The following is a 14,689-nucleotide window of genomic DNA, read 5'->3' on the forward strand; positions in this document are numbered from 1 at the left end:
GTGATCAACAGAAGCATATTCCATGTATTAATGAGATAGGTAAATACATTAATTAATGGAACGGAGTAACTATAAGTGGCAATAAAGCAGTCGCCGGAATAGGCACTACTTCGCTTACCCACCACGACGCCATCCAAAATGCTAACCCAGCAGTTTTAAACGCTGCACTGGACATGCCCGTAGGGGGATCGAGTAAACAGGTCAATAGCATTATGCTTGGCCCAAGTAGCAGTAATAACCATTGCTTAAATTGGTTTTTAGGCGCGTTATTTTGCAAAATTTGTTGTGTCATTTATCTAAACCTTAAAATTTGTACCTAAGACCAAGCGCTAAGCTGCTATCGGCGTTTTCTTCTAAGTCTAAGTCTGTATATAAAAGATAAGCCGTGGTTTGTTTATCAAATATATAGTCTAAACCTGTACTCCACTGAGTGGCTTCTGACTCTTGACGCAGTGCTGAGTCATCTTTTGCAAACTGTAATTTAGGAACCCATTTATCTAATGTATAGCTTGCACTTAGTACATAGCCATTGCCTGATTTAGTGCCATCTATTGACTCTGAGTGTTGATACAAAGCACCTAGCTGTAACTGCTCAAACTTATAAACACCTGCAATCCGACTCGCTTTAATATTATTAAGTGAGTCAACATGGCTTAAAGAAATATAATATGGCGTATTGTTTAAATTACGATCACCGTAAATAAGTGTAGCGGCAAAACCCGCTTGGTTATCTTTATTATCGTCTTTGGGGGCATAAGTAAATGAAAACTGAGCATTATGCCAATAGTTTGATGTGTAAGTTATGGTATCGCCAAGGCGGTCTTGCCCAGCAATAACTTGTGCTATATCGGCTTGTGTTTCGTTAAAATTATCCAGCTTACCTTCTGAGTATTTAAAGCGGGTATCGTTTCTACCGACAACTATTTCACCAAACGCACCTTTTAAACCTAAATAGGTATTACGCGCTGCAAACGGCTCGTTAGTATCGTCATGTTCAAAGCCCTTTACTTGTACTTCGTATTTAAATACTGCGCTAACGTACTCGTTAAGTGTGTGTTGTCCTTTGATCCCTATGCGTGAAAATGGCGCATCTATTTGTGTGCCTTCATCGGCGTAGCGCATAACGCCTGTATCGGTTTTAGCTATTTGTACTTCTGCTTTACCATACACAGAATATTCAGCAGCTAATACCATATTAGGTAAGGCAGTTATGCTACACAATAAAGCAAGCGCAGAGCGTTTAACGTGTGTGTTGTTTATCATCATGTGTCCTAAAAATTAGAATCTACTTATTGTTGTACACCCATTAAAGCAAAATGGTGGCCAACTACTAAATAAACATAAATTTCAGCAAGTTAAATGATTAACACTGTTTTTAAAGCAAAAAAGTGTGCGGATATCCGCACACTTTTATTTAAAAACATCACCTTTATCACACACTACTACATGCCCTAATCAGTAAACATATCCCGATTTAGACCATATTTACTCATTTTGTCATACAAGGTTTTACGCGCAATTTGCAGCGTGCCCATGGTGTTTTTTATACTGCCATGGTTACGCTCTAACGCTTCTTCTATTAAAGATTGCTCATAATAACTGACCTTTTCGGCCAAACTTAAATCTTGTGATAACACTTGTTGATCAGCTGAATCACTTTGCGCAAATGCTAATTCAGGCCCTAACAATACTGCTCGTTCTGCTTGGTTTCTTAGTTCACGCACGTTACCTGGCCAGTCATAGGCTAATAAACGTTGTTCTAACTCTACATTTAATGCCCCAAGTGGTTTATAAAACCGCGTTGCCGCAATTGAGCTAAAATGCTTAAATAATAAAGGAATATCAGCTTTTCGATCGCGCAGCGCTGGAATGCTTACTTTGACCAAACTAAGGCGATAATATAAATCGGCTCTAAACCCACCTTCATTCACCAATGCCAGCAAATCAACTTTAGTAGCAGCAACAATGCGAATATCTAAGTTAACGGTATGATTAGCGCCAACCGGCGTTACCTTTCGCTCCTCTAGTACACGCAGTAACTTTACTTGTAACGACAACGGGGTGCTTTCTATTTCATCTAAAAAAACAGTGCCACCTTGGGCAAATTCAAATTTACCCTTTCTATTTTTTGTGGCCCCAGTGTATGCACCGCTTACAGCACCAAACAGTTCACTTTCTATGAGCTGCTCTGGCACAGCACCACAGTTAATCGCCACAAATTGACAGCTTGAACGGTTACTGTGGTCGTGTAAGTAACGTGCAACCAGCTCTTTGCCAGTCCCAGTTTCACCTTCAATTAATATATCTGCAGGAGTATCTATCACAGTATTAAGCAGCTTCATCATGTGCTGCATTTTAGGCGTATCACCTAAAATACGCACACCCGGCGCTGAGGTTTTTTCTACCGCGCGTTTAAGAGCGCGGTTTTCCATTACCAGGCTGCGTTTATCGCACGCTCTAGCAATACAATCTATTAAATGCTCGTTAAGGGGTTTTTCAAATAAATCATAAGCGCCTAACTGCATCGCTTTTACCGCCACCGACACATCGGCATACCCAGTTAAAAATATAACCGGTAACTCACTATCAAACGCTTTTATTTGCTCAAGTAACGTAAGCCCGTCCATTGCTGGCATATTAATGTCGCTAAGGACCACGCCGCTATAGCCTCGGCTTAAGCGACTAAGCGCCGTTGCCCCATCACTAAAACATTGAACTTGGTAGCCTTCCAAAGTGAGTAATTGATTTAACGAATCGCGGATCATCGCCTCATCATCAATAACCATTACCTGTTTACAAAGCAGTGGCTCAATCATGTTGTGACTCCGCAGTACTCCAAAGACAAATAATAAACTGCGCCCCCCCTTCTGGGCGATTATGCGCACTTAAACGACCATCAAACGAGTCGATGATTTGCTTAGATATTGATAAACCAAGGCCTAAACCGGTACTCGACTTGGTACTATAAAATGGTTCAAAAATAGAGCCTAAAGTATGGTGTTCTATGCCAGATCCTGTATCTAATATCGACAGTTTTACGCGTCCATCAAAGCATTCAACTTCAAAACTTAATTGCCGCGTTGCGCAGTTACTCATTGCCTGCGATGCATTAGTAATAACGTTAACTAATACTTGTTCAAACTTAAGCGAATCGACCAAAACGGTAATATTTTGCTCAAACTGCGGAGGAATAACGCTAATATCATCTTGTTTTAGTTGTGAATGAGTGATCATTAAAGCGTTATTTAATAATGCCGACAAGGGGTGCGGCCTTAGTTGCATTTTTGAAGGTTTACTAAAGTGTTTTAATTGCGCAACAATTTTATGCACCCGCTCTACTAAGCCCTCAATAATGACTAAGTTCTCGTTTAATGCTGTTAACTTACCTTTATTTAGCAATATTTTTGCACTGGCTAAATAAGCGTTCATGGCACACAAAGGCTGGTTAATTTCATGGTTTATGCCTGCGCTTAATTGCCCTATGGTGGCAAGTTTTGCAGACTGTACTAAAGCGGTTTGAGCTTTTTCAAGTGCTTGGGTACGCTCAATCACTTTTTGCTCTAAACTGTGCCTAGAATAAAGTAGTTTTTTATAACCAGCAAAACGTGCAAGTAAGCTATAAACGATAAAAATAAACACACAATAAAAAATCATCAACCATAACAACCGAGGTAGCTGCATGGCTGCTATGTTAGAAACATCTACTAATACGTTCATTTGGGCATTAAAGTGTTTTAATGGCTTAGAGGCCACTACATATAAACGCTTAGCAATTTTAAATTGTGCAATGTTTTGGCTATTAAATTGTTGTAAAGGAATAAGACCCGGCTGGTAGTCTAAATAAGCACGACGTTGATTTATTTCCCGCCTGGCTGCAATATCCAGCTCTTGAAAACTGTTTAAACGCCAATTAGGCTCATCCGACATAGCAATAACATTATCTGCTAATTGTAAATAAAAATGACTACCTGCTGCCGTATTAAGCAGCGATCTGTAGTCTTCAAATTTAGCAACATTTACTTTTAGCGCCACAACCCCAATTGCTTTACCTTCATGATAAATAGCCTGCGAAAAATATAATCCACGCTCTTTTGAACGCTGACCAAGCGCAAAATAAGCTACCTTTTCACCCGCAAATGCTTGTTTAAAATACGGTCGAAATGAAAAGTTACTACCTAAAAAAGTATAATCGGCCTGCCAATTGCTGCTCGCAACAACCTCGCCCTGAGTATTAAGTATATAAATATCAGATGCGCCACTGGCTTTTTGTATATCCGCTAAGTAGTTGTTAATAGCGCTATAATGCTCTTCTTCGTTATTAGTAAAGCGAATGAGTAAGTTGTTATTGGTGAGTAATTGCGGGATCGCAGCAAATCGAGCAAGCTCATTATCAATGTAGTTATTTAATTGGCTTACTTGTTGGTCGGCTTGTTTTTTTGCTTGCTCTAAGTCATGTATTCGACCAAACCAAAAAGTGACTGTTAACAACAAGAGTAGCAATAAAAATGCGAAAATAATTTTTTTAGGAATGAAGAACATAAACGCCTATAAAACGGGTAATGTTAGCTATTAATAATGGGGTATAGTTTATCTGCATAATGCAAAGAGAGATATAAACTTTTTGTTAACAATTGTATTAAAAACATAAAAACCGTGAAATAAGGCAATTTCACGGTATAAAAGTATAATTAAGCTTTGCCTAGCTTTGGTTTATTTTTAACATATTTATATAAACCAATTAAAGAGGCTGCAATCCAAAATATTTCAATTACAAAACTGGCTAAATTAAAGTTATAACAAAGACTAATAAGCAGCAATATAGCGCCGGTTAAGTTCATCATGTTATAAAGCAAACTCGCTGGTGATACTTTATTTAGTTGTAACAAAAAAAATGAACCCACTACTAAAGCAGTACCCGTCATACCTACAATATCAAATAAAAGTGCAATCACACGTCTATCCTTTTCCATTTTAAAAACCCAATTGACTGGCCCGATCCGTGGGGAGGGTATTTTTCAATCATTGAAACAGCAAAACCGGTTAAGTTTATCAATGTAGCAAATTCAATCAAGGGCTTATGTCCGCCCTAATCGGAATATTGAAATAAACAGATGCCTTATTTAAAAGTAACTTTTCCACCAATCATTTTATACGCAGCAGTGCCTTTAATAATCGCGGGCCGCGCAAATGGGCGTTCGCATTTTGGGCAAATACAAGGCTGCTTAGTATAATCTTGGCTAATGCGCTCAATAAAACATTTAACTAACGCACCTTTTCCCCCTTTACGATACTTAAATAAAGGTGCCCTGCAGCTTGAGCAAAATATATCGACCGTTTTGGTTGGCCCTTTTTTATTTGGCTTTGCCATTTGTCCTCCATTTTTGCAGTAATTTAATTAACTAAGCGTTATAAAATCAATGCTGATTAAAACTCCCCCAACACTGCTGCTGTTAATTTGGCTAACTCATGGGGGTTAATTGCAATGTCTAAGCCTCGTTTACCGGCACTTACATAAATACATGCAAATTGTGCAGCGCTGCTGTGCAAAAAAGTAGCAAGACGTTTTTTTTGTCCCAATGGGCTCACGCCTCCTAATACATAACCTGTGCTTGCTTGCACTTTTTTTGCCGCAGCCATAGCTACCTTTTTAGCGCCACACAATGAGGCAAGCAGCTTTAAGTTAACTTGCTGAGAAACAGGTGTAATGGCGACTATGAGCTGTCCATCTTGGTTTTCCAGCACTATGGTTTTAAACACCTGATCCCTATTAAGGTTGAGCTTTTGGGCTGCTTCAAGGCCAAAGTTAGTGGTGTTTGGATCGTGCTCATAGCTTAATAATTCAAAACCAATTTTTTGTTTTTTCAGTAACTCTATTGCTGGTGTCATATGTTGCTACGCTATTATTTTAAGCAAAAAAAAACGACGCTCTAAAAAGCGCCGTTTAATATTATAAAACACATTAATTATTTAGTTAAATCATCAAAAAACTTTTTAACACCATCAAAAAAGCCTTGCTCTTTAGGACGGTTTTTTGAGCTATCTTTGCCCATGCTTTCTTCTAATTCTTTTAATAATTCACGCTGACGTTCGTTCAGGTTTATTGGTGTTTCAATAACCACTTTACAAATTAAGTCGCCTATTGCACCACTGCGAACAGATTTAACGCCTTTGCCACGCATACGGAACATTTTGCCCGTTTGTGTTTCAGAAGGAATTTTAAGCTTAGCGCGACCATCAAGTGTTGGCACTTCAATTTCGCCACCAAGACCCGCTGTAGTAAAGCTAATAGGAACTTCACAATGTAAGTTATTTGCGTCACGTACAAAAATACGGTGTTCACGAACAGATACTTGCACGTACAAGTCGCCAGAAGGCGCACCATGCATTCCCGCTTCGCCTTCGCCAGTTAAGCGAATACGATCGCCGGTATCAACACCCGCAGGAATTTTAACCGATAAGGTTTTCGTTTTTTCTACGCGGCCTTGTCCATGACAGCTGTCACAAGGGTTAGATATAATCTGACCTTGCCCCTGACACGTAGGACACGTTTGCTGAACAGCAAAAAAGCCTTGGCGCATTTGTACTTGCCCAGCACCATGACACGTAGTACATGTTTTAGGCTTAGAGCCAGCCTTTGCACCGCTGCCATCACATGGATCACAACCTACCCAGGTTGGTATTTTAATTTCGACTTCTTTACCACGAACCGCTTCTTCTAAGCTTAAGTCCATGTTGTAACGCAAATCAGATCCACGTTGCTGACGAGATTGACGTCGACCACCGCCGCCACCAAAAATATCGCCAAAAACATCACCAAAAACATCGCCAAAGTCGCCATGACCGCCGCCAAAACCACCATGACCACCACCGCCGCCACCTTGCTCAAAAGCTGCATGGCCGTATTGGTCGTAAGTTTGACGTTTTTGCGCGTCAGTTAATATCTCGTAAGCTTCTTTTACTTCTTTAAACTTTGTTTCAAGCTCTTTGTCGCCTGAAGTACGATCTGGATGATATTTCATCGCTAAGCGTTTATACGCTTTTTTAATGTCTCGCTCACTCGCATCTTTGCTTACGCCGAGGACTTCGTAATAATCGCGTTTTGACATATCTACCACACTACTCTTTTCTATTTGCAGCTAGGCTGCTTGATAAACCGATAAATCGTATCGATTTACCACCTAATTCTCATGCAAAAGGCGCGTCAAGCTATTGCCTGCGCGCCTCAATCGTTCATTCTAACTTAAACACTTAACTAAGTTACAGTGCTTTGTGTTAGCTAGAAGCGTAAGCAACAATTACTTGTCGTCTTTAACTTCTTCAAACTCTGCATCAACTACGTCGTCATCTTGCTTAGCAGATTGTTGTTGCTCGCCTGCGTCAGCTGAACCTTGTTGAGCTTTAGCTTGTGCAATTTCCATAAGCTTTTGAGACTTTTCAGCAAGCGCTTGAGTTTTAGCTTCAATTTCGTCTTTCTTGTCACTCTTAATAGCAGTTTCAAGGTCAACTACAGCCGCTTCAATCGCTTCTTTGTCTTCACTTGGAAGTGCATCGCCAGCTTCTTCAATTTGCTTGCGTGTACCGTGAACCATTGCATCTGCTTGGTTACGAGTCGCTACTAGCTCTTCGAATTTTTTGTCATCTTCAGCATGCGCTTCAGCATCACGAATCATTTGTTCAACTTCTTCATCACTTAAGCCTGAAGATGCTTGAATCGTAATTTTTTGCTCTTTACCTGTATCTTTATCTTTAGCAGATACATGTAAGATACCATCGGCATCCACATCGAATGTTACTTCGATTTGTGGTGTACCACGTTGTGCTGGACGAATACCTTCTAGGTTAAATTGACCTAGAGATTTGTTGTCGCTTGAACGCTTACGCTCACCTTGCAGTACATGAATTGTTACTGCAGACTGATTATCTTCAGCTGTTGAGAAAGTTTGCGATTTCTTAGTAGGAATCGTGGTGTTCTTCTCAATTAGTGCTGTCATTACCGAGCCCATTGTCTCAATACCTAGAGATAATGGAGAAACGTCTAGTAATAGTACGTCTTTAACGTCACCAGCTAGTACACCACCTTGAATTGCCGCGCCTACTGCAACAGCTTCATCAGGGTTAACATCTTTACGTGGCTCTTTACCAAAGAACTCAGCAACTGTTTTTTGTACTAAAGGCATACGTGTTTGGCCACCAACAAGAATAATGTCGTTGATGTCGCTTACTGATAAATCAGCATCAGCAAGTGCACGTTTTAATGGTTCAATTGACTTAGTTACTAAGTCTTCAACAAGTGACTCAAGCTTAGCACGTGTTAGTTTCACGTTCATGTGCTTAGGACCTGTCGCATCTGCAGTTACATACGGAAGGTTTACTTCTGTAGATTGTGCAGAAGATAGTTCAATCTTCGCTTTTTCAGCTGCTTCTTTAACACGTTGCATTGCAAGTGGGTCAGTTTTTAAGTCTAGACCTTGGTCTTTCTTAAATTCAGCTACTAGGTAGTTGATTACGCGGTTATCGAAATCTTCACCACCTAAGTGCGTGTCACCATTTGTAGCAAGTACTTCAAACGTGTGCTCGCCTTCAACTTCATCAATTTCAATAATTGATAAATCGAAAGTACCGCCACCTAAGTCGTATACTGCAACAATGTTTTCACCACGGTTTTTGTCCATGCCGTAAGCAAGTGCTGCAGCAGTTGGCTCGTTGATGATACGTTTAACTTCAAGGCCAGCAATACGACCCGCATCTTTTGTAGCTTGACGCTGTGAATCGTTAAAGTATGCCGGTACTGTGATAACTGCTTCAGTTACTGCTTCACCTAAGAAGTCTTCAGCCGTTTTCTTCATTTTTTTCAGGATTTCAGCAGAGATTTGTGGTGCAGCGCGTTTTTCGCCGCCCGCTTCAACCCATGCATCACCGTTATCGGCTTTAACAATTTTAAATGGCATGATGCCGATATCGCGCTGTACTTCTTCGTCTTCAAAACGACGACCAATTAAACGCTTAATAGCAAATACTGTGTTTGTTGGGTTAGTAACCGCTTGACGTTTAGCTGGCTGACCAACTAAAGTTTCACCGTCTTGCGTATAAGCAATAACAGACGGGGTTGTGCGATCGCCTTCCGCGTTTTCAATAACACGTGCTTTGCCACCATCAAGTACTGCAACACAAGAGTTTGTAGTACCTAAGTCTATTCCAATAATTCTACCCATGAAATTTCTCCAACTTCAATATTCGTTAATACGTTCGATGACTAGTTAATAGGGATGCTGCAAACTTAATTCAACTGTAAAAATGAAAAAAATATCATTTTTTTTGATTTTTTTACAAAATAAGCTAAATAAAGTGCAATATTTGCTAGCAACGCTGGTTTTTACGCCGTTTGTATTGAACTTTAATTGCTGGTCTGACAAGTTTGGCTGTGTTATATATTTAGTAATTCGTACTTTTAAGGACACGCTAACTAATGAATTTCGATCATTTACTGCAACAAGCCGCTAATATTAATAATCAAGACGACACTAATAATGTGGCAAACACCATGCAGTTTGAAGCTAATTGGTGCCAAGGGCGCACCGCTTTTGGTGGGTTATCTGCAGCACTTTTATATCAAGCAATGAGAGCTCAAGTAAATAGTGAGCGCCGGTTATTATCTTTAAGTACTAACTTTGTTGGCCCGCTGCTTGCCGATACGCCATTTTCTTTATCTGTAGAAATACTGCGTGAAGGCAAAAGTAGTACTCAAGTACTGGCCAAAGCAATTCAAAATGAACAAGTGTGTGTCATTGTACAAGCCTGCTTTGCTAGTAACCGCAACTCAGCTATTAATGTACCCGTTGCAAAGTCGTTAGGCTTACAAGAAGTTAATGAGCGCCATACATTGCCATTTATACAAGGGCAAATGCCGGAGTTTTTTCAACATGTTGATTTATGCCCACAACAAGGTGCTATGCCTTTTAGCAGTGCAGAAACCTCCCATTTAGGTGGGTGGATGCGCTTTAAAGAAACTCCAGCGGCCATTACAGAAGCACATGTTATAGCGCTAACCGATGCATGGCCTCCTACCTTATTACAAATGTTTAAACAACCAGCGCCTGCTAGTAGTATGTCGTGGTATTTAGAGTTTGTGCAAGCGCCTAACTTAACTCCTGGTCAATGGTTGGGCTTTGAAGCAATTACCCATCATGCAAAAGGTGGTTACGGCTTAGAAGACGGCTGTATTTGGTCGCAATCGGGTGAGCTGATTGCCCTTACTCGCCAAACAGTGGCATTATTTGATTGATGTATAAGCAGTGGTATTAGCTATATATAATGTAGCGAGTGCCACTGCAATGCACTCTTAACTAATAATTAATTACGCTCAACAACAGTTATAACATTTGTATTTAGGCGATAATTATAGCAAAATTTAACTCTTTGTTTAATTCTAAGCGAACACTTTGCAAATAGCGTGTCCTTGTTGCGACTATATTATTGAGGTCCCCCTGGTTGAGGCTAAAAATGTCGCAACGTGCCCCCATTGCGGGCATAAGGTTTCTGACTCAGATACAGATCACGACAGCCGAGTTGTAGCCCTGAGCTTTAGTGCCTTGTTAATGCTACTCAGCAGCATGTTTTATCCTTTTATTTCGTTTAGCAGCAGCGGTATTACGCAAACTATAACCTTGCCCGATGCCGCGCGTATTTTATTTAATTACGATAGTAACTTGTTAGGGCTATTTATTGATTTAAGTATTATAGCCCTGCCTATGAGCTTACTTATTATACTAATACCATTACATTTAGGCGCGCTTAGAGCGCTACCTCAAGGTATTGCTCGACGATTATTAAAATTTACCCTAGCGCTTGAACCTTGGATTATGTCGGAGATTTTTCTCATTGGCGTACTTGTCAGTATGGTTAAAATAATGTCTCTCGCCGATATTAGTTTTGGGGTGAGCTTTTGGGCTTATGTGGGCTTTGTTATTTTATATATTAGTGCGTTAACACATTTAAACCGCCCCCGCTTGTGGGCACAAATTGGCCCAGTAGAAAAACTTGAAAATATAAACCTTACTCACCGCGCCATTGATAACGATATAAAAGCTTGCCATGTGTGCCATCAACTATGCACGCAAAGTGTTTGTAATCGTTGCCATAGTAAAACCTATCTTAGAAACCCCAACAGTGTACAAAAAGCTACGGCTTGGTTAATTACCTCTATTATTTGCTATATTCCAGCCAATGTTTTACCCATTATGTATACCACCAGTTTAGGTGATGAAAGCCCTTCAACCTTAATTGCTGGTGTTATTGCACTGTGGCAAAATGGCTCATACCCTATTGCCATGATTATATTTATTGCCAGTGTTGTAGTCCCACTTGCAAAGGCTTTAGTATTGAGCTTTTTGTGCTTTATGGTTGCCAAACCCGCAAATGATCACACCATAGGGTATACACGTATTTATCAACTAACTGAATTTATTGGGAAATGGTCTATGATTGATGTGTTTGTTGTGGCCATTTTAGTTGCTTTGGTACAATTGGGTAACTTAATGTCGGTAACGCCCGGCTTAGGCGTTGCCTTTTTTACTGTTATGGTACTATGTCAAATGATGGCAGCTCACGCCTTTGACCCACGTTTGCTATGGGATTCACCTAAAAATAATAACGCAGAGAATAATGCATGACCGAAACCGCTAATATTACACAAAAATCAAAAATTTCTGCAATTTGGATTATTCCCGTTATTGCCCTGTTTGTGGGTGTTTGGATGCTTTATCAATACCAAACTAATTTAGGCCCCACTATTTATATAACCATGCCACAAGCGGAGGGGATAGTTGCGGGAAAAACCGAAATTAAAGTACGCAGTGTTAAAATTGGCCAAATAGATCATGTGCGTTTATCCGACTCGCAAGACAGTGTTATTGCCCGCGCTCAAATAGATAAAAACTACGATAACTTACTCACCGAAGATGCCAAAATTTGGGTGGTAAAACCGCGTATAGATGAAACCGGCATTAGTGGCATGAGTACGCTTTTATCAGGTGTATATTTAGAGTTTTCGCCTGGAGAAAGTAAAAAGAAAAAAGAAAAGTTTGAACTACAAGACGAGCCGGCCTTAATCGGTAAAGATGTTAAAGGCGGACGCTTTAAGTTATTGAGCTACAACGCTGAGGTACTTGAAGTAAGTACCGGTATATTTTTCAAAAACTATAAAATTGGGCAAATAGAAACCGCGACATTTGATTGGAAAAACCAAGCCATGAAGTACGGTATTTTTATTAAAGCACCCTACGAAAACCTGATCACCTTAAATTCTATTTTTTGGGTTAACTCAGGTATAGAAATTGACCTTTCTGCTGATGGCATAAACATTAATACCGGATCGCTTAGTAAACTTTTAAAAGGCGGTATATCGGTGGGCTTACCCGATCAACAAGCACCTGGCGATATTGCCCAAAATGAGCATAGCTTTTCGCTTAGTCAAAGCTATAAAGAAGCACTAGAAGAGCGCTTTTACGACTTTGACTACTATCTTATTGAGTTTGAGCAATCAATTCGCGGCCTGCGCGCTGGCGCTCCGGTTGAATACCGAGGAACTCGAATTGGTACAGTAGTAGAAGCCCCTGCCAATGTGATTATTAACGGCAAACCAGCTCACTTTAAAAACCAAAATACGGCTGTACCTGTGCTTATTAAAATAGAATATGGGCGCCTGTACCACGATAACGATTTAGCTAAAGAGTATTGGCAAACGAGTTTAAATGGCTGGGTAAGCAATGGTATGCGCGCTTCGCTTAAACCAGGTAATTTACTTACCGGTGCTGTGTATGTCGACTTTGACATTTATACCGATGCGCCTGATGCAAAACTAGAAAAACTGGCTCAATATGATGTTTTTCCAAGTATATCTAGCGGTATTACTGTATTAGCCGATCAGGTTTCTGATGTACTTAATAAGGTAAACGAGTTAAAAATCGAAGATAGCTTAGCACAAATGCAAGCCACTTTTAGCGACTACCAAGGGTTGGCCAACGACATGCGCGATTTGCTAAACCAAAAAGACACACAAAATTTACCGGGTGACTTTAATCAAAATTTCAAAAAAATGACTAAGAGTATGGAACAATTTGAAGTCACTATGCGCCAATTTGATAAAACCATGGCCAGCTATCAAGCAGGTTCGCAGTTTAATAATCAGCTACAGCAAACCTTACAAGAGTTTAAACGTTTAAGTGAGCAGCTACAGCCGCTAACTAAAGGCCTAAATGAGCAGCCTAATATGTTTATATTTGATAAAGCATTACCCGCAGACCCAAAACCAAGGAAGCAATAATGGTTAAATCATCTTTTTTTGTTATTTTACTCGTTTTACTGCTTAGCGGTTGTAGTTCATCAATTCAAACTGCCATCGCGTATTATCAGTTTGAACAACCTATTGTTGCCTCCTCTAGAGATGTAAGTGCAACTGATGCGCAATTAAGAGTACAAACAGTTGTACTGAGAGGTGCCTTAAATAATCGCGGCATTGCTATGAGAATAGATCACAATCAAATTCATGCAGCAAACTATCACTTATGGGGTGAGTCACCTGATTCGATGCTCACCGTAAGTGCCCAACAAACACTCTTTAATGCCCTACCTAACTGGATGGTAATAAAAGGTTTACCGGTGATCACCGAGCTAGATCAACAAACTTTTTATGAATTAGAATATGAAATTCATCATTTTAATGGCGACCTACAAGGCAACGCAGATATATCTGGGCTATGGCGTTTATATTATACCCATCCCGAAACAGGCCGACGCTTATTAAGTTTGCACAATTTTGCTAATGTAACGCAACTCGACGGTGACGGCTATGATGCGCTAGTAGCAACGCTTGAAAAAACCTGGCAAGAAATCAACCTAGCAGTAGCCAAGCAAATTGAACAAACGCGGTTTAAATAATCATTACTAAAATTATTTAATGATATAAAAATAAAGAAACAACGCTGCGGCTTTCTTTATCTATTATTACTTGCCCTTGTGGCTTAAAGCCAAGCTTAATTAACACATTTTGTGATGCGCTATTATCTATTGAGGTAATGGCGCATAATTTATTAATGCCATATATACTTTTATTTTCAACTAACGCTTTTGCAGCTTCGTAAATATACCCTTGTTTTTCAAACGCTGTTAATAACGCAAACCCTATATCGGGGTGCTGCAACATTGCACGGCTATAAAAACCAACAACCCCCACTAACTGCTGATTTTTTAAAGTGATCACATAAGGGCCAAACCCTTGCGATTGGTGCGCCTCACTAAAAGCTTGCTTAATATAGGTTATAGCATCCTCAAGGGTATAAATTTTTTTATCCCCAATGTATTTTATAAAACTTTTTTGATTTACTAACTTTAATAAATCGCCAGCATCTGCTTCAACAGCATGGCGAATAATTAATCGCTCGGTATTAAATTGCCTTCGCATGTATTGTTATCCTTTTGGTTTGTAGCGCTATAGTCACCTAAATTATAAAAATGAGTCAATTAAAGCATTTATTTGTTGACTGAAGATGTAAAGCAGATTACTTTTGCGCCGATGTTTTTATAGGCATAACAAAAGCGGTTGCACTCCTTGCACCGTCTGGCGCCAAGCCAACGCATATTACTGCTGATTATTAATTTAAAATAACAGTTCCCTAGTGATATCGCGTGCAAA

13 protein-coding genes and 1 pseudogene are annotated in these 14,689 nt (G+C 39.8%); 4 read left to right on the forward strand and 10 right to left on the reverse strand.

Features of this window, described 5'->3' with window-relative positions; all coding sequences use genetic code 11:
- Positions 1-61: 61 nt before the first annotated feature.
- The 9 genes and pseudogenes from AAEZ22_RS10615 to dnaK all read right to left on the reverse strand — a co-directional run.
- Positions 62-292, reverse strand: a pseudogene (locus tag AAEZ22_RS10615) (anion transporter); the annotation flags it as partial.
- 11 nt (positions 293-303) lie between these two features.
- Positions 304-1,263: a porin gene (locus tag AAEZ22_RS10620; protein ID WP_197182332.1), complete on the reverse strand. Its 960-nt coding sequence runs from the start codon at positions 1,261-1,263 to the stop codon at positions 304-306.
- Positions 1,264-1,451: 188 nt separating this feature from the next.
- A complete protein-coding gene (locus AAEZ22_RS10625) occupies positions 1,452-2,816 on the reverse strand; it encodes a sigma-54-dependent transcriptional regulator (protein ID WP_011329990.1) in 1,365 nt (454 codons plus the stop codon).
- Positions 2,809-4,539 (reverse strand): sensor histidine kinase, encoded by a 1,731-nt coding sequence (locus AAEZ22_RS10630; protein WP_352297215.1) that lies wholly within the window; start codon positions 4,537-4,539, stop codon positions 2,809-2,811. The genes AAEZ22_RS10625 and AAEZ22_RS10630 overlap by 8 nt, the downstream gene beginning before the upstream one ends.
- A 149-nt stretch (positions 4,540-4,688) precedes the next feature.
- Positions 4,689-4,952, reverse strand: a complete 264-nt coding sequence (locus tag AAEZ22_RS10635) for a CBU_0592 family membrane protein (RefSeq protein WP_041454922.1) — start codon at positions 4,950-4,952, stop codon at positions 4,689-4,691.
- Positions 4,953-5,116: 164 nt separating this feature from the next.
- A complete protein-coding gene (locus tag AAEZ22_RS10640; RefSeq protein WP_041454920.1) occupies positions 5,117-5,368 on the reverse strand; it encodes a hypothetical protein in 252 nt (83 codons plus the stop codon).
- A 56-nt stretch (positions 5,369-5,424) separates the two neighbouring features.
- Complete coding sequence (ybaK, locus tag AAEZ22_RS10645) at positions 5,425-5,886, reverse strand: Cys-tRNA(Pro) deacylase (RefSeq protein ID WP_086995751.1); 462 nt, start codon at positions 5,884-5,886, stop codon at positions 5,425-5,427.
- A 77-nt stretch (positions 5,887-5,963) separates the two neighbouring features.
- The gene (dnaJ, locus tag AAEZ22_RS10650; RefSeq protein ID WP_182677957.1) at positions 5,964-7,106 is read right to left on the reverse strand and encodes a molecular chaperone DnaJ; all 1,143 of its coding nucleotides are present in this window, start codon (positions 7,104-7,106) and stop codon (positions 5,964-5,966) included.
- Between the two features lie 189 nt (positions 7,107-7,295).
- Positions 7,296-9,212 carry a molecular chaperone DnaK gene (dnaK, locus tag AAEZ22_RS10655; protein WP_011329985.1) on the reverse strand — a complete coding sequence of 639 codons (1,917 nt, stop codon included), beginning with the start codon at positions 9,210-9,212 and terminating at the stop codon, positions 7,296-7,298.
- Positions 9,213-9,466: 254 nt separating this feature from the next.
- Between dnaK and AAEZ22_RS10660 the strand changes: the two genes are divergently transcribed.
- The 4 genes from AAEZ22_RS10660 (at position 9,467) to AAEZ22_RS10675 (ending at position 13,935) form a co-directional block, all read left to right on the forward strand.
- Entirely contained in the window at positions 9,467-10,282 is an 816-nt protein-coding gene (locus tag AAEZ22_RS10660; protein ID WP_011329984.1) for an acyl-CoA thioesterase, read from the forward strand.
- A gap of 157 nt (positions 10,283-10,439) precedes the next feature.
- Positions 10,440-11,669: a paraquat-inducible protein A gene (locus tag AAEZ22_RS10665; RefSeq protein ID WP_197182297.1), complete on the forward strand. Its 1,230-nt coding sequence runs from the start codon at positions 10,440-10,442 to the stop codon at positions 11,667-11,669.
- On the forward strand, positions 11,666-13,321 hold the full coding sequence (gene pqiB / locus AAEZ22_RS10670) for an intermembrane transport protein PqiB (protein ID WP_193038797.1): 1,656 nt from the start codon (positions 11,666-11,668) through the stop codon (positions 13,319-13,321). The genes AAEZ22_RS10665 and pqiB overlap by 4 nt, the downstream gene beginning before the upstream one ends.
- Complete coding sequence (locus AAEZ22_RS10675; RefSeq protein ID WP_350550785.1) at positions 13,321-13,935, forward strand: PqiC family protein; 615 nt, start codon at positions 13,321-13,323, stop codon at positions 13,933-13,935. The genes pqiB and AAEZ22_RS10675 overlap by 1 nt, the downstream gene beginning before the upstream one ends.
- Positions 13,936-13,951: 16 nt before the next feature.
- On the opposite strand, the gene AAEZ22_RS10680 is transcribed toward AAEZ22_RS10675, so the two are convergent.
- A complete protein-coding gene (locus AAEZ22_RS10680; protein ID WP_089369217.1) occupies positions 13,952-14,458 on the reverse strand; it encodes a GNAT family N-acetyltransferase in 507 nt (168 codons plus the stop codon).
- Between the last annotated feature and the right edge of the window lie 231 nt (positions 14,459-14,689).

The sequence above is a fragment of the Pseudoalteromonas sp. 20-MNA-CIBAN-0454 genome (assembly GCF_040308685.1).
Taxonomy (GTDB): Bacteria; Pseudomonadota; Gammaproteobacteria; order Enterobacterales; family Alteromonadaceae; genus Pseudoalteromonas; species Pseudoalteromonas nigrifaciens.

Coding starts and splice junctions, on each gene's coding strand:
- AAEZ22_RS10620 (WP_197182332.1), bottom strand. CDS start 1,263: ATGATAAACAACACACACGTTAAACGCTCTGCGCTTGCTTTATTGTGT.
- AAEZ22_RS10630 (WP_352297215.1), bottom strand. CDS start 4,539: ATGTTCTTCATTCCTAAAAAAATTATTTTCGCATTTTTATTGCTACTC.
- AAEZ22_RS10660 (WP_011329984.1), top strand. CDS start 9,467: ATGAATTTCGATCATTTACTGCAACAAGCCGCTAATATTAATAATCAA.
- ybaK (WP_086995751.1), bottom strand. CDS start 5,886: ATGACACCAGCAATAGAGTTACTGAAAAAACAAAAAATTGGTTTTGAA.
- AAEZ22_RS10625 (WP_011329990.1), bottom strand. CDS start 2,816: ATGATTGAGCCACTGCTTTGTAAACAGGTAATGGTTATTGATGATGAG.
- dnaK (WP_011329985.1), bottom strand. CDS start 9,212: ATGGGTAGAATTATTGGAATAGACTTAGGTACTACAAACTCTTGTGTT.
- pqiB (WP_193038797.1), top strand. CDS start 11,666: ATGACCGAAACCGCTAATATTACACAAAAATCAAAAATTTCTGCAATT.
- AAEZ22_RS10640 (WP_041454920.1), bottom strand. CDS start 5,368: ATGGCAAAGCCAAATAAAAAAGGGCCAACCAAAACGGTCGATATATTT.
- AAEZ22_RS10680 (WP_089369217.1), bottom strand. CDS start 14,458: ATGCGAAGGCAATTTAATACCGAGCGATTAATTATTCGCCATGCTGTT.
- AAEZ22_RS10675 (WP_350550785.1), top strand. CDS start 13,321: ATGGTTAAATCATCTTTTTTTGTTATTTTACTCGTTTTACTGCTTAGC.
- dnaJ (WP_182677957.1), bottom strand. CDS start 7,106: ATGTCAAAACGCGATTATTACGAAGTCCTCGGCGTAAGCAAAGATGCG.